Below are 17970 nucleotides of genomic sequence, written 5' to 3' on the forward strand. Positions count from 1 at the left end.
AACGAGCCCCTCACCGACAAACCCGCACGTCAGCGACGTACAGACGCACCCGTCACCGCAGGTCAGCCCGACCCGACGAAGATCACCAACAGCAGCCACACCACCGGAGCCGTGGGCAACAGCGAGTCCAGCCGGTCCATGATCCCGCCGTGGCCCGGCAGCAGCGTGCCCATGTCCTTGATGCCCAGGTCCCGCTTGATCATGGACTCGCCGAGGTCGCCGAGCGTGGCGCTGGCGGCGACCGCGAGGCCCAGGAGCAGGCCCTGCCACCAGGTGCCGTCGTCGATCAGGAACTCCATGCACAGCGCACCCGCGGCCATCGCGAAGGTGACCGCTCCGACCAGGCCCTCGCGGGTCTTGCCGGGGCTGATGCGCGGCGCCAGCTTGTGCTTGCCGAAGCGCCAGCCGATCGCGTACGCGCCCGTGTCACTGACCACGGCGAGCAGCAGGAACGTGAGCACCCGCCATGAGCCGTCGTCGGCCGCGAGCATCAGCGCGACGAACGTGGCCAGGAACGGGATGTAGAAGGCCGCGAACACACCGGCCGTGACGTCCTTCAGATAGCCCTCGGGGGGCTCCGTCATGCGCCAGACCAGGACGGCCAGCGCGGTGAGTGCCATCGCCACCCACGCACCCTCGGCGCCCCGGACGTAACCGGAGACGACCATCGCCGCACCGCCGAGCGCCAGCGGCACGAGAGGCGCCTTGATGCCCTTGCGCTCCTCCAGCCGCGACGTGAGCTCCCACAGCCCCACGACCACAGCGACCGTTATCACGCCGATGAAGACGGCCTTGACGATGAACAACGACGCGATGATCACCGCGCCGAGCCCGACGCCCACCCCTATGGCCGCGCCCAGGTCCCGTCCCGCGCTCTTCTTCTGCGGTGCGGAGGCGGGCTGTGGGTCGCTGGGCATGGGCTCCTGCGGCTTCTGCGACGGGCCTCCGTAGGGCGGCGCCGTCGCCGGTGTGTCGTCGCGGAACAGGGGACCGCTCAGCCGAGCGGCCCCCCGGTCGTCATCCTGGTCTCCGCCATGTTCGGGTACGTCGGGCACGATGGGCATGGGGCGAGTGTGCTGCGCGTCATACGCATCGTATGTGGGACCCGCCGGGGCAGCCCCCTGGACAGGCCCCTGCTCGGACGGCCCCCAGTACCCGGCTTGTGGCGGCGGCGCCCAGGAAGAGTCGTTCATCAGACCTCGAGCAGCTCCGATTCCTTGTGCTTCAGGAGCTCGTCCACCTGAGCGGCGTACTTCGCCGTGGTGTCGTCGAGTTCCTTCTCCGCACGGCGGCCCTCGTCCTCGCCGACCTCGCCGTCCTTGATCAGCTTGTCGATGGTCTCCTTCGCCTTGCGGCGGACGGAGCGGATCGAGATCTTGGCGTCCTCACCCTTGGTCTTGGCGACCTTGATGAACTCCTTGCGGCGCTCCTGGGTCAGCTCCGGGAACACCACCCGGATGATGTTGCCGTCGTTGCTCGGGTTGACGCCGAGGTCGGAGTCGCGGATCGCCTGCTCGATGTTGCGCATCGCGCTCTTGTCGAACGGGGTCACCACCGCCATGCGCGGCTCGGGCACCGAGAACGAGGCCAGCTGGTTGATCGGCGTCAGTGCGCCGTAGTAGTCCGCCACGATCTTGTTGAACATCGCCGGGTGCGCACGACCGGTGCGGATCGCGGCGAAGTCCTCCTTGGCGACCACGACGGCCTTCTCCATCTTCTCCTCGGCCTCGAGGAGGGTCTCTTCGATCACCACTTGCTCCTGCGTCTTGAGTAGGCCCGGCAGCTGTTCCTCGGAGGGGTGGCAGCCGGCTGCGTCGCGTCTTGTTCCTGCACGGTTCCGGACCGGCAGGACATTGTCCATCCCCCGGTCGGGGTCCGTGCCCGGTCAGGGCTCGACCCCCGCTCGGGGCCGGTCCCGTCAGGCCCGGCTGCTGTGTTCACCCACGAGTGTGCCGATCTTCTCACCCTTGACCGCCCGCGCGATATTGCCCTCCGCCAGGAGCTCGAAGACCAGGATGGGCAGCTTGTTGTCCCGGCACAGCGTGATGGCGGTCATGTCGGCGACCTTGAGGTCGCGGGTGATGACCTCGGCGTAGCTGAGCGAGTCGAACTTGACCGCCTCGGGGTTGGTCTTCGGGTCGGAGTCGTACACACCGTCGACACCGTTCTTGCCCATCAGCAGGGCCTCGGCGTCGATCTCCAGGGCACGCTGGGCAGCGGTGGTGTCGGTGGAGAAGTACGGCATGCCCATACCGGCGCCGAAGATGACCACACGGCCCTTCTCCAGGTGCCGTACGGCACGCAGCGGGATGTACGGCTCGGCTACCTGCCCCATGGTGATGGCGGTCTGGACCCGGCTGTCGATGCCTTCCTTCTCCAGGAAGTCCTGGAGGGCCAGGCAGTTCATGACCGTGCCGAGCATGCCCATGTAGTCGGAGCGCGCCCGGTCCATGCCGCGCTGCTGGAGTTCCGCGCCGCGGAAGAAGTTGCCGCCGCCGATGACGACCGCGATCTGGGCTCCGCCGCGCACGACGGCCGCGATCTCACGGGCAATCTTGTGCACCACGTCGGGGTCGACGCCCAGTCCGCCGCCGCCGGCGAACGCCTCGCCGGAAAGCTTCAGCATGAAGCGTCCCGCGCCTTTGCCGTCGTCGGTCTTCTCGCCCTTGTCGGCCTGGGTGGTGGTCATGGATCTCTCGCCTCTTTTACGTGTCACACATACGAAGAAGGCCATTGCCGCTGGGGTGTTGTTCGCATCCCATGCTTGGCAATGGCCTCCTCGTCAGATCTGCTGTCGTCCGACACGCACGCGCGCGTGCCCACATACGCGGACGACTGCTGTCGACCCTAGCGGGGTCGGGCGTCGATCGCGGTACGGACTCAGATGCCGACCTTGATACGCACGAAGCGCTTCAGGGTGACACCGGCCTCGTCCAGAATCTTCTGGACGGACTTCTTGTTGTCGAGCGCGTACGGCTGGCCGAGGAGGGTGGCCTCCTTGAAGAAGCCGTTGACGCGACCCTCGACGATCTTCGGAAGCGCGGCCTCCGGCTTGCCCTCGGCGCGCGTGGTCTCCTCGGCTACGCGGCGCTCGGACTCGACGACCTCGGCCGGAACGTCCTCACGGGAGAGGTACTTCGGCGCGAAGGCGGCGATGTGCTGCGCGATGCCCTTGGCAAGCTCGGCGTTCGGCTTGTCCAGCTCGACCAGGACACCGATCTGCGGGGGCAGGTCGGGCATGGTGCGGTGCATGTACGCGGCGACGTAGGCGCCGGAGAACTGGGCGAAGCGGTCCAGGACGATCTTCTCGCCCAGGCTCGCGTTGGCCTCGTCGACGAACGCCCGAACCGTCTTGCCGGGCTCGATCTCGGAGCCGAGGAGGGCGTCGAGGTCGGCCGGGGAGGACGCCACGACGTGCTCGGCGATCTGGTTGGCGACGGCCTGGAACTTGTCGCCCTTGGCGACGAAGTCCGTCTCGCACTTCAGCTCGACCAGGACACCGGAGGAGTTGTCGTCAGCGATGATCGAGACCACAGCGCCGTTCTCGGCGGAGCGGCCCTCGCGCTTGGCGACGCCCTTCTGGCCCTTGATCCGCAGCGCCTCGACGGCCTTGTCGACGTTGCCGTCGGACTCGTCCAGCGCCTTCTTACAGTCCATCATGCCGGCGCCGGTGAGCTCACGGAGCTTCTTGACGTCGGCGGCGGTGTAGTTCGCCATGATTCCCGGAATCTCTCTCGAAGTCTGAAGATCTACGGGCCGAACGGCGGGGGCTTGGTGCGCCCCCGCCGTTCAGAACCCGAAGGGGTGAGGGGTCAGGCCTGCTCGGCGTCCGCGGCGGGGGCCTCGGCGGCGACCGGAGCGTCGGCGGCGGGCGCCTCGGCGACCGGAGCCTCAGCGGCGGGCGCCTCGGCGACCGGAGCCTCAGCGACCGGGGCCTCAGCGACAACCTCGGCCTGCTCGGCGTCGGCGACCTTCTCCGTCTCGGCGGAGGTCTGGACCTCGGCGACCGGAGCCTCGGCAGCGTCCTCGGGGTCCGCCTTCTTCTCGCCCTCGAGCAGGTCGCGCTCCCACGCGGCGAGCGGCTCGCCCGCAGCCTTGTCGCCCTCGGCGGCCTTGCCCACACCGGAGCGGGAGATGAGGCCCTCGGCGACGGCGTCGGCGATCACGCGGGTGAGCAGGGTGACGGAGCGGATCGCGTCGTCGTTGCCCGGGATCTTGTAGTCGACCTCGTCGGGGTCGCAGTTGGTGTCGAGGATCGCGACGACCGGAATGTGGAGCTTCCGGGCCTCACCAACGGCGATGTGCTCCTTCTTGGTGTCCACGATCCAGACGGCGCTGGGCACCTTGGACATCTCGCGGATACCACCGAGGGTCTTCTCCAGCTTGGCCTTCTCGCGCGACAGCACGAGAAGCTCCTTCTTGGTCAGACCGGACGCGGCGACGTCCTCGAAGTCGATCTGCTCAAGCTCCTTGAGGCGCTGCAGACGCTTGTAGACGGTCGAGAAGTTGGTGAGCATGCCGCCCAGCCAGCGCTGGTTGACATAGGGCATGCCGACGCGGGTGGCCTGCTCGGCGATGGCCTCCTGCGCCTGCTTCTTCGTGCCGACGAACATGACCGTGCCGCCGTGGGCGACGGTCTCCTTGACGAACTCGTAGGCGCGGTCGATGTACGACAGCGACTGGAGCAAGTCGATGATGTAGATGCCGTTGCGCTCCGTGAAGATGAAGCGCTTCATCTTCGGGTTCCAACGACGGGTCTGGTGACCGAAGTGGACGCCGCTTTCCAGCAGCTCCCGCATCGTGACGACGGCCATGGCCGTTCTCCTTGGTGTTCTCGGTTGTGCCGCGCGTGCCGGACGGCACCCGCGCCTGACGCCCGCTTGCGCCTTGCCACTAGGGACCGAGGGGCGCTGACACCGGCTGTTTGACGGCCTCGTGTCGGGGCGTGCGAAGTCGACCCGGTCGCCCGGATCGCCACCAGAAGTGTACGGGACCTGAGAGGCACCGGGTGACGCCGCTTTCCACAACCGGCCGGTACTCCACAGATCCCGGCCATGATCGGCCCGATGCGGGACGGTTCTCGCATGCGAGCGAAACGATGTCTGCGTACGTGGCTGGGTGTGCTGCTGGGACTGACGGTGACCGTCCTGGGATCCCTGGCCCCGTCCGCCCTGGCCCGGACGACCGGCCCCGCGTCACCGGTGCCGCCGGGATCCCCTGGTTCGCCGGGGTCTTCAGGGGCACGGTCCCCGGGACCGCCCGCGGCGGCCGATCCGACGGTCCCGGCCGTCGCCCGCGCCTGGCCCTTGGGCGTACGTCCCACGGTCGTACGAGGCTGGGATCCCCCGGCGACGGCATACGGCCGCGGTCACCGGGGCGTGGACCTCGCGGCGGCCCCGGGCACACCGGTACGGGCAGTCGCAGCGGGCCGGGTGTCCTTCGCCGGCCGGGTCGCGGGGCGCGGAGTGGTCTCGGTGGAACTGACGGGCACGGGTACGCCGCCTCTGCGCACGACGTACGGTCCGGTGCGGGCGTCGGTGGACAAGGGCGCCGAGGTCGCGGCCGGCGAGATCCTGGGCACCGTGGAACCAGGCAGCTCCCACTGCCCGACGTCGTGCCTGCACTGGGGCCTGCTCAGAGGCAGGACATACCTGGACCCACTGTCACTGCTCCCACCTTGGCTACTCAGCAGGGGCCCGTCGCGCTTGCTACCGCTGACTGGGGCGAAGCGATAACCGCCTTCACCATGGGCGCACCTGCCGCTCTGCCCCGCCTTCACCACCGGCACACCAACGGCTCCGCCCCGCCTTCACCACCGGCACACCAACGGCTCCGCCCCGCCTTCACCACCGGCTCCGCCCCCGCCTTCACCACCGGCACACCTGACGCTCCGCCCCCCGCCTTCGCCGTCGGCCTACGTGTTGCTCCGCAACAGTCCGCGCTGTGGACATGCGGCCGCTCCGCAACCGTCATAGCTGTGGGCATGCGCGCCGCCAGGGGCAGTTCCCGTCCCGACGAGAGCGGCACCCCTCAACCGCCGGGCTGCGCAGCCCACCCCCACCTCAGCCCCCACGCCGGGTGCGCAGAACACAGAGCCTCAGCCCCGAACGCCCCGCAGAGCCATGGCGACCGCCGCGTCGGTGATGGCGGTGGGATCCTCGGCCGCCCCCAGCTCGATGCGGCGCACGGCGGCGTCCACCACGCCCTGAAGAAGCATCGCCGCCAACCGCGGCTCTGTGTGCCCCAGCTCCCCGAGCGCCTCAACGATCATCGCCACAAGGCCGCCATGAGCCGCACGGATCTTCTCCCGAGCTCCGGCATCGAGCTCACTCGCGGAGATGGCCACCACGGCCCGGTGCCGCCGGTCCCCGACGAGGGCCAGCTGCTGTCGGACATAGGCCTCGACCTTGGCCTCCGAGGTCGCCGCCCGCTGCATCGCGTCGGACACCTCCGCCGCCCAGACCGGGAAGTCGACCTCGCACAGCTCTTCGACGACGGCAGCCCGCGACCGGAAGTACTCATAGACGGAAGACCGCGCAAGCCCCGTGCGCTCGGCGAGAGCGGGGAAGGTCAGCGCCTCCGTCCCGCCCTCGGACAACAGGGACCGAGCCGCGTCCAGCAAGGCGGCTCGCTGCATCGACCGGTGCTCGGCCACGGAGGCCGCTCGAATCCTTGGCACGGCCACCACTTTACGGACGGACCGCCCCGAACGGCACCCACCCCGATCACCCGACCATTCGAGGCGTCGCCAAACAGGGACAAGACGGTGGCGGGCCACAGCCGAGGCAAGCACAGGGAACGCCCCCGCGAAGGGCGGGCCCCGGTACGGGACAAGGCGCGGGACCCAGTACGGGCCTCGATACGAGACAAGGCGCGGGAACCCAGTACGGGCCTCGATACGAGACAAGGCGCGGGACCCAGTACAGGCCTCGATACGAGACAAGGTGCGGGAACCCAGTACAGGCCCCAGTACGAGCCCCGGTACGGGACAAAGCGCGGCAGAGACGATTCAGCTCCCTGCCCCCATCGCGGTCAGCGCCCGAAACTGGCCAGCTTCGCCCGCAGCTGAAGCACCGACTTCGTGTGGATCTGACTCACCCGGCTCTCGGTCACCCCCAGCACGTTGCCGATCTCCGCGAGCGTGAGTCCCTCGTAGTAGTACAGCGTGACCACGGTCTTCTCGCGGTCCGGCAGCGTATTGATCGCCCGCGCCAGAAACCTCCGCAGTTCCCGGTCCTCCGCGACCTCCACCGGATTGTCGGCCGCGGTGTCCTCAAGGGTGTCCATCAGACTCAGCCGGTCACCGCCCTCGCCTCCGACGTGCAGCAACTCCTCCAGAGCCACCACGTTCGCCAGCGACAACTGACTGAAGACCGCGTGGAGTTCGTCCACGCCGATCCCCATCTCGGAGGCCACCTCGCCCTCGGAGGGGGTGCGCCGCAGCCGCGCCTCCAGCGTCGCGTAGGCCCGCTCCACATTGCGCGCCTTCTGCCGTACGGACCGCGGAATCCAGTCCAGCGCCCGCAGTTCGTCGATCATCGCGCCCCGGATCCGCGTGATCGCGTACGTCTCGAACTTGATCTCCCGCTCGATGTCGAACTTCTCGATCGCGTCGATCAGCCCGAACACCCCCGAGGAGACGAAGTCGGCCTGTTCGACATTGGCCGGCAGGCCGACACTCACCCGCCCGGCGACGTACTTCACCAACGGCGAGTAGTGCAGGATCAACTGCTCCCGCAGCCGCTCGTCGCCCGTCGACTTGTACGACCGCCACAGCTCGTCGAGCGTCGAGGGAGCGGGCGGGCGCACGCTGCGGCCGTCACGGGCGGCCGGGGGGATCGCCGCCCGGTCGGACCCGGAGGTGTGCTGGGGCATTCGTCGCCTTGTGCCGTTCTGCTGTGAACTGGGGATGCCTGGGTGAGCTGTCGGTCTGATGTCGAGTTGCCTGTCTACGCCGGAAACCCCGTGAGCGTAGCGTGACTGAAGCGTCGCAGTGCGCGAAGGGCGGGTGATCACCCCTACGCAGATGCGTTCTGGTGGGCGCCGCCCGGGCTCCCGGTGATCGCCCTGTGTGATCGCCGGGAGCCGCCAACTGCGGGAATTGCCAAGGCTGTCGGCGTTCGCCCGGACGGCCGAACACGCTCGGTCAGCAGCCGCCTCGAGCACCGCGGACAGAGATCATTGCCTGGCGTGTCAACTTCCAGCCGTCGCCGTGTCGTTCGACGAAACCAAGTGCTCGGAGTTCGTACAGTCTCCCGACCGCCTCGTCCGTCGTGGTCCCCGCGCCACGGGCGACCTCCTTGGCCCCCACCAGGCCGCGGGCCGGCAGCGCGGCCAGCACCCGCCCCGCGCCCGGGTCGAGCAGATCGCGCGGAAGCACGGGCCCTCGCCGGTCGGGAGCCAGGTCTCCTATGTCGCCCACCAGCTCGGCGACTTCCGCGGCGTCGGAGACCAGGACCGCGTCCCCGCGCAACAACTCGTGCACCCCGGCCGACAACCCGCTGGTGACAGGCCCCGGCACCCCTATCGTGAACCGCCCGAGCCGCGCCGCCGCGCGAGCCGTGACCAGCGCGCCGCTGCGGTAGGCGGCCTCGACGACCACGGTCCCCCGGGTGAGCGCGGCGATGACCCTGTTCCGCAGGATGAATCTTCTCTGCACTTCGTTCAGGCGAGTGATGAGCTCTTGATCACCGCCCAGAAGGATCAGGCCCTTCCCAGTTGCGGGTGTCGCCGGTCTTCCAGACGCCCGGCGATGGAGTTCCGGCAGCGTGGTGCGCGCGTCTCCGCTGCAACACCTCATCCACCCTCGCCGCCTGCAAGGCGGACTCGATCACGAAGAGGCGTGCGAAGTGGTAGTCGTCGGCGGTGAGGGCTTTGTGCCCTTCCTCGACGAGGAACTCGGCATGTCCGTCTATGTAGTTCAGGATTTCGGGCGTCACCACTTCGAACTGGGCATGGCGGGTGTAGTCGATGCCCAGCCCCGTCACTTGCATCGCCCGTCGAATGTCCTGGGTGACCTTGGTCAGGCTCGCGAGTTGCACAGAAATGTCCTTGACGAATCCCACGAAGGCGGACAGGTCGGAGAGCTTCTTGACCCCCCGGTCGCCAGAGATGCGCCGACTCTCGTCGCGGTAGTTCCGCAGCCTTTGTCCGAACTGGAACGGCGGTCGGTAAGTCCCTTCACCGGCTTCCGTGTAGTGGTCGATGAGTTCATCGAACGCGATGGCGAGTCCTGCCATGGCCTGCAGGAGGTCACCCTTGTCCACGCAGGTCTGTGCGTATTGCAGGAACATCACCGTCTCCTGGCGGTTCACCAGGTCGATCATGTCGATGCGGGTGAAGTCACCGCCGAAGACCAACGGTGTCGCATCGGTGAAGAACGTCAGCACGTCAGCGCGGACCTGCGTGATGTCCGTCGTAGATGGCACTGAGCCGTGGTGTTTGAGGTTGACCCGGAGCTTGTTCATCCGCTCCATGGCCTTCTTGCTCGGCAGCTGCGTGTTCGGAGGCAGCCCGGGCGTGAGCTTCTCCCAGTACTGGGAGAAGCTGATCTGTGTCGGGAGGTTGACCTGCAGATGTTCGCCCGCGAGGACAAGGTAGAGCTCGACCGCGTCGTGGAAGGACAACACCGAGGTTGCGGCGAGGGGTTGGGGTTGCTGGGCCTGAGCCACGCCCTGCTCGTAGAGGAAGCGGATGAAGGCGAGCCGCTGAACGGTCTGAGGGGTCAGCGGGTTCGCAGGCGTGGTCATTCGGGCTCCGGAGGACGTGAACGAGGCAGGCCGAGGATGACGGGACCGCGTCGGCTGAGCCGTTGGGCCTCGTCGCGCTTGGCGCGCAGGAACGTCAGCGTCAGGTCGATGCCGTCGATCTCACCAAGCCACTGCTCGGCCTCCGCCCGCTTTCGCCTGACCTGTAGATCTTCCTCCAGTTCGTCCAGGCGCGCGACCATTTGTGGATTGATCTGGAGCATCGGGCAGCGGATGCAGGCGTGCTCGTGCTGACAGGGGGTTCCATAGGGGCGAGCACAGTTGCCGAGCTCGACCCTGCGCTTGTCGAAGTGCTCCTCGAACTCGGCCCACTCCGCGGGGGTGACGTCGCCGTATTCGCCCTCGGGCCGCTGGGCCCGGCGGTTGCTGAGGAACTCCTGGTAGTGCCCGACGATGTCCTCGGCAAAGACAGCGACGTAACCCTGAGTGGTCTGGAGATTCAGGTGCCCAAGTAGAGCGGCTCCGATGTGGATGGGCAGGCCGCCGTTGACGACCTCAGTGGCGAAGAGCCTGCGGAAGTCGTGCGGCGTGAACGTCATACCGGCGAAGGCCTTGTTCGTCTTGGCGATCTCCTTGCAGGTACGGCCCAGCATCTTGAGGACCGTGCCGGCGGCCACAACTCCCCGCACTGTGCCGATCTGGCGTTGAAGCAGGAAGGGCATCGGCTCCGACCAGACCCTTTCGTGAGGGTCGTAACGGCTGACCAGCGGGATCGGCTCCCGGCCTGGTGTCTGGCGCCTCACAATCTGGGCGACTGCATGGAAGAGCTCGGCGGACATCGGGATCACGCGCTCCCGATCGGTCTTCGACGGTGCCACCACGAGCAGGGCGATGACCTCGCCGTTTGGCCGCTGGTATTGACGAATGCTGAGGTGAGTCAGTTCCGTCAGTTCCTCGACCCGGATACCGCTGTGCCGCAACAGCTCGACGGACACCCATTCCCAGAACGCAGTGTCCTCCGCCATGGTCACGTTGATCGTTTCGCCGATGCCATGATCAATGACTCTGACGGACAATTCTTCGAGGAGCCTTGCTCGGCGACGGTCCGCGCGGGAGTCGGTGCGACTGTAGCGCTGGCCCTTGAGGGTGAACTCACCGCCCAAGGGAACACTCCGGCCGGCCTCAAGCAACGCGGCCAAGTGCTCGTGCCGCGATTCAACATGCTGGACAAGCACCGACAGCAGGGGCTGGCGGACGCGCGTGCGGTCGGCCATGTTCCGGTGGTTCTCACGACGGCGCTTCCCGAAGCCTTTAAGATCGCGCGGCATGATCGGGCACGGAGTGACCCACTGGGCCCATCTCTCCGGCTCAGCGATGGCCCAGCTGTGGAGGTCGACGTAGAAGCCACGAACGGCAAGCAGGATCGACTCGAAGTGCTTGCGGACTTTCGTCTTATCGTTCGTCCAGTACCGGAGGTCCGCTCTCCATTGGTCGTAGACCTCCTGGCTGAGCGCAAGATCCTTCTGACCAGGGTTGATCTTCTCGATGCTCACCCAGAACAGGCTGGCCAGGTTGCGGGCCAGGGCTTGGAGGGTGATGTAGTCGGTGTCGGACCGGCGACGGGCCAGGTAGTCGATCAGGAGCTGGCGGATGCTCGCGTTCTTGATGTCGTAGCTGTCGACGAGCTCCTCGACGGTCTTCTGGCCGTTGTAGATGAACATCCGCAAGGTCGGTGGAGTGCCGTGCGGGAAGTGCCCCGTGCTGTGGAGCACCTCCCATGCAGCAAGCGCACCAAAGCGCGTGCGGTCCCCGTTCTTGCTGCCGTGGAAGAGGCCGAGCCGCTTGTTCTCCAGCGAGTAGTGCAGGAGCGCCGACGGCGTCAGGTCCCTGAGGGCAATGCCCTGCGTGGTCAGTGCGCAAGTCACGTCGAACTTCACCCGTAGCCGGTTCAGGGGACTCATCTCGGGCTGGGAGTCGACCGCGGCGAAGAAGTCGTCGAGTTTCGAGTCCCGCTGGAGTTCTCGGAACGGCTCCGCATAGTCCCCGAACCTGTTCGCTCTGAAGCCCGACAGCGACGGCTGGATCACCCGCAGGCCGAACGCCATCTTCAGCGCGGAGCTCAGATTGCTGCTGTCATAGCGAACTTCCGGCCTGGCCAGGGTGCTGACCGAGGGAGCGTTCTCGTCGTTGAAGCCACTGGCTTCCCAACGCTCCTGCCACGTGTCCCCGGGCAGGACCCCCAGGTGGCCGAACAGCAGGCGGATTCCCTTCCGACGCTTCTCCCCTCTCGACTTCGTCTGCCCGCGGAGGATCTCCGTGGCCAACTGGCACAGGTCCTCGATGGAGGCCGCCGACAGATCCCCGAACGGTACTGGCGGATGCTCGGGACGCGGGGCTGGCGCTGCTTGGTCCTCGGCGCGAATGAATCTCGTCGGTGGCTGCGGCCTGTTCGTCTCGCTGTAGTTCAGCCGTCGGCTGCGGACGGTGTAGGTCTCGACAGTCGTCCGATTAACCACCGAATACCGCCTTGAAGTCGTCAGGGTCGTAGCCAGGCGCGAAACGCCGTTCGATGCGAGGCCGGTTGTAGTGCGCCTGCAAAGCGTCGAAGAGGTCCTCAACACGGGCGTTGAGGTAGCGGCTAGTGGTCGCCAGATCGACGTGCCGCATGATCGCGCGGACCTGGGCAAGATTGAGGCTCGGATCATTGGCCATCCGGTCCGCGGCTGTGTGCCGCAGGTCGTGCAGGGTCCAATTCGTCTTGAGCTTGTCGTTCGCGCGCTGGATGATCCGCCGCATCGCCCAGTAACTCAGTGACTTGTCGGGGCCCCGGCGAGTTCGGAAGACCGGCTCGTGGACCGGAGGCAGGCCTGCCTGGTCGAGATAAGCGGCCAGAATGACCAGAGCCTGCGGGCTGACCGGGACCGGTTCGCGGTCGTCGGTGCCCTTGGTCACCACGTAGATCAACTGGCCAGCCCAATCGATGTCACCGGGAGTTACCCCCAGTAGTTCGCTGGCCCGGGAGCCGCTGGAGACGTAGAGCAGGACGGCGGCCCGGTCCCGGTCGTGCGTCATGGCCGCGAAGAGCTCGTCCCACATCGCGTCCGGGATCGCTCGTGGGTCGGTCTGCCGGACCCGCTGACGCAAGCGGGCCCGTCGGAACGGTGGAGCGGCGGCATCGGGATCAAGGTGTCCCAGGGCCCGGCGGGCCGCGGCCGATTCCGGGACCGGATTCACCAGTGGACCGCGATTGTGGTGCTGGTGGAAGGCATAGAAGCCAGAGACCACCGTGAGGTTGTGGTTGATCGTCGTCGGTGCGTAGCCGGCCTTGAGGTACCGCTTGCCGGTCCGGGGGTTGACCGAGCCGGGCGCCGGAGCATTCCGATTCCTGCGGCGGCGCTGCGGGTTCTCGGCGATTCGAAGCCAACCCACCAGTGCGGACGCTTCAGCCTCGGTTGCACGGTCCCACGGCACCCCGAGAAACCACAGCAGCCGGAACCAGCGCAGCATGTCGTAGGCGTAACTCCGGCCGGTCAGCGGCCGGTTGTCATCAAGTGCGAGATTCCGCAGATACGGCACCACGGGCTCGGCGGCAACGCCGGAGGCATCGAGGACGGCATGCCTGGGGTGCGTGGTCATCAACTCGACGACGGAGCCAACGCGGGGCACGGTGACTCGTCCCTCGATCAGCTCACGGTGGAGGTCTTGCACGGCTCTCCTTAGGACTGGGGATCACCCCGCCTAACGAGCCAGAGAAGGTGCAGTTAACACACCTGCTCGGCGTGGGGTGATCCCCGGGCGGCAACTCCCCCACCACCAGCCCCTGTTCGGCGATTCTGGTGATCAACTCGGTGTGCCCGCGCGGGTAGGGCTTGTCGACGCCGCAGGCCAGCACCGCGACGGTGGCGCCGCCCGCCCCGAGGGCACCTCGATGTGCGGCGCCGTCCACGCCGTACGCGCCGCCCGACACCACCACCCAGCCCCGCTCCGCGAGCCCCGCGCCCAGCGTGGCCGCCATATGTGCGCCGTACTCGGTGCACGCCCGGGCTCCGACGACGGCGACGGAGCGCAGTGCCCATATCCGTAGACTGGGCTGCCCTCGGACCCAGAGTCCCGTGGGCCTGGCGTCGCCCAGATCGTCGAGCTGCACGGGCCACTGTGGCTCTCCGGGGCAGATGAATCTCGCGCCTGCATCCTGCGCCTGGGCCAGGTCCCGCTCGGGCTGCATCCGCGCGACCCGCCCCCGCAGCCCCTCCCAGCGCTGCGCGCTCGCCCCGGGCGGCGGCTCCCGTCCCTCCACGAGCCGCCGCACCACCTCCACCGCTCCGAGCTCCCGCAGCCACCGCCCGCCGAGCTCGTCGCCGGGTTCGAAGACCCGCGCGAGGGCGACGCGGGCCATACGTTCGTCGTACGTCATCACCGTGAGCCGATCATCATCGGCACCCCGCGGGGGACCCCGGTGCGCAGTTGCAGGGCCAGGGCCACGTCCCCGGCGTCGGGTCGATCGTGGCCCGCGAGGTCGGCCACGGTCCAGGCGACCCGGAGAACACGGTCCAGACCGCGTGCGGTCAGCACACCTCGCTCCAGTCCACGCTCGGCCTCGTCCATCGCTCCGGGCAGTGCCTGCCAGCGGCTGCGCAGTTCACGCCCCGGCATCTCGCTGTTCGTGTGCCACGGAGTGCCGGTCAGCCGCGCGCCGGAACGCTCGCGAGCGGCACTCACCCGGTCGGCCACCGTCCGTGTCGACTCGCCCAGCGCGCCGGCCGCCGTCAGTTCGGACCGGGTGACCGGCTCGACCTCGACCCGCAGATCGATCCGGTCGATCAGCGGGCCGGAGAGCCTGGACTGGTACCGGCGGACGGAGGAGGGCGGGCACTCGCAGATGTCGTTCGCCACGCTGAACCGCCCGCAGGGGCAGGGGTTGGCCGCGAGGACCATCAGGAACTTCGCCGGAAACCGCACGACACCGGCGCTGCGCGCGATCACGACATGCCCCGCTTCCAAGGGCTGCCGCAGGGCGTCGAGAACAAAACCGCTGAACTCGGGTGCTTCATCCAGAAAAAGAACACCCCTGTGCGAAAGAGACACCGCGCCGGGTCGGGCGAGGCCCTTGCCGCCACCGACGAGGGACTGCATCGTCGCCGAGTGGTGTGGCGCGCAGTACGGCGGGATCTCCACCATCGGCTTGCCCGGTGGCAGTAGTCCCGCCACCGAGTGGATCGCCGTCACCTCCAGGGATTCCTGCCTGCTGAGGCGAGGCAGGAGGGAAGGCATCCGCTCGGCGAGCATGGTCTTGCCCGCGCCGGGCGGCCCTTGGAGAATGACGTGGTGACCTCCGGCGGCCGCGACCTCCATGGCGGTGCGCGCCGACATCTGGCCGACGACGTCGGCAAGGTCGTGTCCCTGGTCGTGTTCCGGCACAGTCATGCCGCACAGGCCGGTCGCCTCGCCCGTGCCCGGCATCCGCAGTCCGGCCAGCAGCGGATCCGGCCGCCCCTGCTCGTCCGGATCCTCCTCGGGCACCGGTTCGTCCGTGAGCACGGCGATCAGCTGGCGCAGGCTGCGGACGCCAAGTACGGAGATCCCCGGCACCAATGAGGCTTCTGCTGCCGCGCACTCCGGCACCACGATCTGTTCGTATCCCGCATTCGCGGCGGCCAGGACCGCCGGCAGGACTCCGCGTACCGGCCGGACCCGCCCGTCCAGGCCGAGCTCCCCGATCATCACGATGTCGGAGAGCACGCGTGGGTCGATCCGCTCGGAAGCCCCGAGCACCGCCGACGCCACAGCAAGATCAAACCCGCTGCCGCTCTTGGGCACCGACGCCGGGCTCAGCCCCACCGTCAGCTTCTTCTGCGGCCACGGGGCCCCGGAATTCACCACGGCCGCCCGGACCCGGTCCTTGCTCTCCGTCAGGCTCTTGTCCGGCAGCCCCACCAGGGTGAACGCCGCGACGCCGGGTTCCAGGTCCGCCTGGACCTCCACGACGACGCCCTCGACACCGACCAGAGCCACTGAGCACGTACGCGCGAACCCCATCAGGCCACCCCCCGCGCATGCTCGACCACGGGCGCACCGCGGTCGGGAAGGACGACGCCGATCAGATCGATGCGGACGCCGCCCGGTGGGGCTCCGCCGTGTTCCTGTAGCCAGCGTTCGGCCAGGCTCCGCAGGCGTTGCGCCTTGGCCGTCGTGACGGCCGCCATCGGGTGCTCGAAGGCCCCCGCCTTGCGGGTCTTGACCTCGCAGACGACCAGTGCGTCGCCGTCGCGGGCCACGATGTCGATCTCGCCGGTCCTGCCGGCGCGCCAGTTGCGCGCCAGGACCGTCATCCCGGTCTCGGTCAGCCGCCGTGCGGCCAGATCCTCGCCGTACCTGCCGAGTGCGCTGCGTTGTGCGTTGCGTGTGTTCATGTCGGCACCACCTCCGGCGCCAACATTGCGGCCACTTCAGCTCGCTATTGGATCTTGGTGGACGGACGGCCGACTGTGGAAAACTCCGTCACCCACACGAGCGGGCGCCCGCCCCACGAACGGACGCCCGACGAGCAGCCACCCCGCGTCATCAACCGCCCGGCAGCTCCAGATCGCTCTTGTTCAGCTCCTCGATATTCACGTCCTTGAACGTGAGTACCCTTACCTGCTTCACGAAGCGAGCGGGCCTGTACATGTCCCACACCCAGGCATCCGCCATGGATACCTCGAAAAACACCTCGCCCTGGACCGAGTGCACCTGCATCTCGTAGTCATTGGTGAGGTAGAAGCGCCGTTCGGTCTCGATCACATATTTGAACAGACCGACGACATCGCGATACTCCCGATAGAGCTTCAGCTCCATCTCGGTCTCGTACTTCTCGAGGTCCTCGGCGCTCATGGCATGTTCCCCTTCAGCCGTGCGTCCCCCTATTGTGCGCCAGCCCCGGGAGCCCCTAGACGATTTCGGTGTCGAGGACCTCGGGTGTGGCCGGGGGACCCTCGTCGAGCACCCTGCGCAGCAGCTCGGCGAGTCTGGTCGGATACACCGTCTCATGTGCCTGGTTAAGTTCCTGGCACGTCCACCAACGCGCTCCGGCGACACTGCGCCGTTCCAGCTCCGTCAGCCCGGTGGCAACCGGCGTCGTGTGGGCCGTAGCGGCCGTACGGGCCAGGTAGTACCACTCGTCCTGGTCCCAGCGGCGCCCCGCGAACGGGAAGGAGCACTTCCGCCGCCACAGCACCGGGCCCAGCTCGACCTCGGTGATTCCGGTCTCCTCCGCGAGCTCCCGCAGTGCGGCCTCCGCGCGTGTCTCGTCACCCTCCAGGCCGCCGCCGGGCGTGAACCACCAGTCGTCCGAGGGGTCGTCCGGCTCATGCCCATGGAGCAGCAGAATCCGCTCGTCGGGGTCGAGCAGCACCACCCGGGCGACCCGGCGCAGTCCGCCCGCGTACTCGTCGGGGGCCGCGGTCCCCTCGTCGTGCGGACCCCCGCCGTACGACACCTCAGCGGACACCGGCGAGCTCCGTCCGAGCCCGGCCGCGCCGAGCCGCGCGCTTCTTGGCGAGCGGACCGTACGCGGCACCACCCAGGACCAGCACCGCGCCTGCCACCACCGCACCGACGATCAGGCGCAGCGGTCCCGGCTCGGAGAGGCCGCCCAGTGTCTCGAAGCCGGTCGGTCGCGCGAGCATGCCGTTCATGGGCCAGGCCACGGCGTCGACCCGCCCCTCGACGGCGCTGCGCGGCACGGTTCCGCTGGCGGCGTCGGTCAGATGGGCGGTGGAGTCCAGGGAGCCGCTGCGCTCGTCACCGAGCAGGAACAGGTTGCCGTCCGGAACCTTCACGGTCGGGATGCTCGTGACCTCGGCCGCAGAGCCCTTGGGGAGATACGGTTCCTCGATCTGCTTCCCGTTGACGGTCAGCTTCCCGTCCGTGCAGCAGGCGACCTCGTCGCCGCCGACGGCGACCACGCGCTTGACCATCGGCACGTCGCCCCAGCTGGCCTCTTTGAAGACGACGACATCGCCGCGCCGGATGTCCGCGCCGTCGACGCGTTGTGCCAGCACGTGATCCCCCGCGTCGATCGTCGGCGTCATCGACCTCGTGGGCACGGTGTACGGCCGGTAGACCACCGCCCCCCAGATGAACCCGCCGAGGAACAGCACAAGGCCCAGCGCGACAGCGACCCCGGACAGCACCTCTCCGGTCCGGCCACCTGCCGAGGTATTGCGTGTGCCGCCACGCGCGGCCGTACCTGTCGAGCTCTCGCCACCCATGGATCGGCACCTTA

The 17970-nt window shown here is 68.1% G+C and carries 16 protein-coding genes and 2 pseudogenes; 1 reads left to right on the forward strand and 17 read right to left on the reverse strand.

Going from position 1 to position 17970, the window contains the following annotated elements:
- Window positions 1–62 precede the first annotated feature (62 nt).
- From ACFWP7_RS09925 to rpsB, 5 genes are all read right to left on the reverse strand, one after another.
- On the reverse strand, window positions 63–1193 hold the full coding sequence (locus ACFWP7_RS09925) for a phosphatidate cytidylyltransferase (RefSeq protein WP_384378844.1): 1131 nt from the start codon (window positions 1191–1193) through the stop codon (window positions 63–65).
- On the reverse strand, window positions 1193–1750 hold the full coding sequence (gene frr, locus ACFWP7_RS09930) for a ribosome recycling factor (RefSeq protein WP_384378847.1): 558 nt from the start codon (window positions 1748–1750) through the stop codon (window positions 1193–1195). Before frr ends, ACFWP7_RS09925 begins: the two co-directional genes overlap by 1 nt.
- Before the next feature lie 168 nt (window positions 1751–1918).
- Window positions 1919–2689 (reverse strand): UMP kinase, encoded by a 771-nt coding sequence (gene pyrH / locus ACFWP7_RS09935; protein ID WP_384378850.1) that lies wholly within the window; start codon window positions 2687–2689, stop codon window positions 1919–1921.
- Between the two features lie 191 nt (window positions 2690–2880).
- Window positions 2881–3717, reverse strand: coding sequence for a translation elongation factor Ts (gene tsf, locus ACFWP7_RS09940; RefSeq protein WP_384378853.1), 837 nt, complete (start codon window positions 3715–3717; stop codon window positions 2881–2883).
- Window positions 3718–3812: 95 nt separating this feature from the next.
- Entirely contained in the window at window positions 3813–4814 is a 1002-nt protein-coding gene (rpsB, locus tag ACFWP7_RS09945) for a 30S ribosomal protein S2 (RefSeq protein WP_384378856.1), read from the reverse strand.
- 270 nt (window positions 4815–5084) lie between these two features.
- Between rpsB and ACFWP7_RS09950 the strand changes: the two genes are divergently transcribed.
- On the forward strand, window positions 5085–5735 hold the full coding sequence (locus ACFWP7_RS09950; protein WP_384378859.1) for a M23 family metallopeptidase: 651 nt from the start codon (window positions 5085–5087) through the stop codon (window positions 5733–5735).
- A gap of 362 nt (window positions 5736–6097) precedes the next feature.
- On the opposite strand, the gene ACFWP7_RS09955 is transcribed toward ACFWP7_RS09950, so the two are convergent.
- The 12 genes and pseudogenes from ACFWP7_RS09955 to lepB all read right to left on the reverse strand — a co-directional run bounded on the left by ACFWP7_RS09955 (window position 6098) and on the right by lepB (window position 17956).
- The gene (locus tag ACFWP7_RS09955) at window positions 6098–6655 is read right to left on the reverse strand and encodes a TetR/AcrR family transcriptional regulator (protein WP_384379057.1); all 558 of its coding nucleotides are present in this window, start codon (window positions 6653–6655) and stop codon (window positions 6098–6100) included.
- Between the two features lie 377 nt (window positions 6656–7032).
- Window positions 7033–7875, reverse strand: a complete 843-nt coding sequence (whiG, locus tag ACFWP7_RS09960) for an RNA polymerase sigma factor WhiG (RefSeq protein WP_383681685.1) — start codon at window positions 7873–7875, stop codon at window positions 7033–7035.
- 271 nt (window positions 7876–8146) lie between these two features.
- Window positions 8147–8650, reverse strand: a pseudogene (locus ACFWP7_RS09965) (DNA-processing protein DprA); the annotation flags it as partial.
- A 37-nt stretch (window positions 8651–8687) separates the two neighbouring features.
- Window positions 8688–9671 (reverse strand): hypothetical protein, encoded by a 984-nt coding sequence (locus ACFWP7_RS09970; RefSeq protein ID WP_384378863.1) that lies wholly within the window; start codon window positions 9669–9671, stop codon window positions 8688–8690.
- A gap of 74 nt (window positions 9672–9745) precedes the next feature.
- Window positions 9746–12223, reverse strand: a complete 2478-nt coding sequence (locus ACFWP7_RS09975; RefSeq protein WP_384378866.1) for a tyrosine-type recombinase/integrase — start codon at window positions 12221–12223, stop codon at window positions 9746–9748.
- The gene (locus ACFWP7_RS09980; RefSeq protein WP_384378869.1) at window positions 12216–13415 is read right to left on the reverse strand and encodes a tyrosine-type recombinase/integrase; all 1200 of its coding nucleotides are present in this window, start codon (window positions 13413–13415) and stop codon (window positions 12216–12218) included. Before ACFWP7_RS09980 ends, ACFWP7_RS09975 begins: the two co-directional genes overlap by 8 nt.
- Before the next feature lie 55 nt (window positions 13416–13470).
- Window positions 13471–14121: pseudogene (locus ACFWP7_RS09985) on the reverse strand (DNA-processing protein DprA); the annotation flags it as partial.
- Window positions 14121–15743, reverse strand: coding sequence for a YifB family Mg chelatase-like AAA ATPase (locus ACFWP7_RS09990; RefSeq protein ID WP_384378872.1), 1623 nt, complete (start codon window positions 15741–15743; stop codon window positions 14121–14123). The pseudogene ACFWP7_RS09985 and the gene ACFWP7_RS09990, both read right to left, overlap by 1 nt.
- On the reverse strand, window positions 15743–16117 hold the full coding sequence (locus tag ACFWP7_RS09995) for a YraN family protein (protein WP_384378875.1): 375 nt from the start codon (window positions 16115–16117) through the stop codon (window positions 15743–15745). The genes ACFWP7_RS09990 and ACFWP7_RS09995 overlap by 1 nt, the downstream gene beginning before the upstream one ends.
- 151 nt (window positions 16118–16268) lie before the next feature.
- Window positions 16269–16577 carry a DUF2469 domain-containing protein gene (locus tag ACFWP7_RS10000; protein ID WP_003965949.1) on the reverse strand — a complete coding sequence of 103 codons (309 nt, stop codon included), beginning with the start codon at window positions 16575–16577 and terminating at the stop codon, window positions 16269–16271.
- 55 nt (window positions 16578–16632) lie between these two features.
- Window positions 16633–17193 (reverse strand): NUDIX hydrolase, encoded by a 561-nt coding sequence (locus ACFWP7_RS10005; RefSeq protein ID WP_384378878.1) that lies wholly within the window; start codon window positions 17191–17193, stop codon window positions 16633–16635.
- Window positions 17183–17956: a signal peptidase I gene (gene lepB / locus ACFWP7_RS10010; protein WP_384378881.1), complete on the reverse strand. Its 774-nt coding sequence runs from the start codon at window positions 17954–17956 to the stop codon at window positions 17183–17185. Before lepB ends, ACFWP7_RS10005 begins: the two co-directional genes overlap by 11 nt.
- Between the last annotated feature and the right edge of the window lie 14 nt (window positions 17957–17970).

This window comes from Streptomyces sp. NPDC058470, assembly GCF_042721055.1.
In the GTDB taxonomy this organism is placed as follows: domain Bacteria; phylum Actinomycetota; class Actinomycetes; order Streptomycetales; family Streptomycetaceae; genus Streptomyces.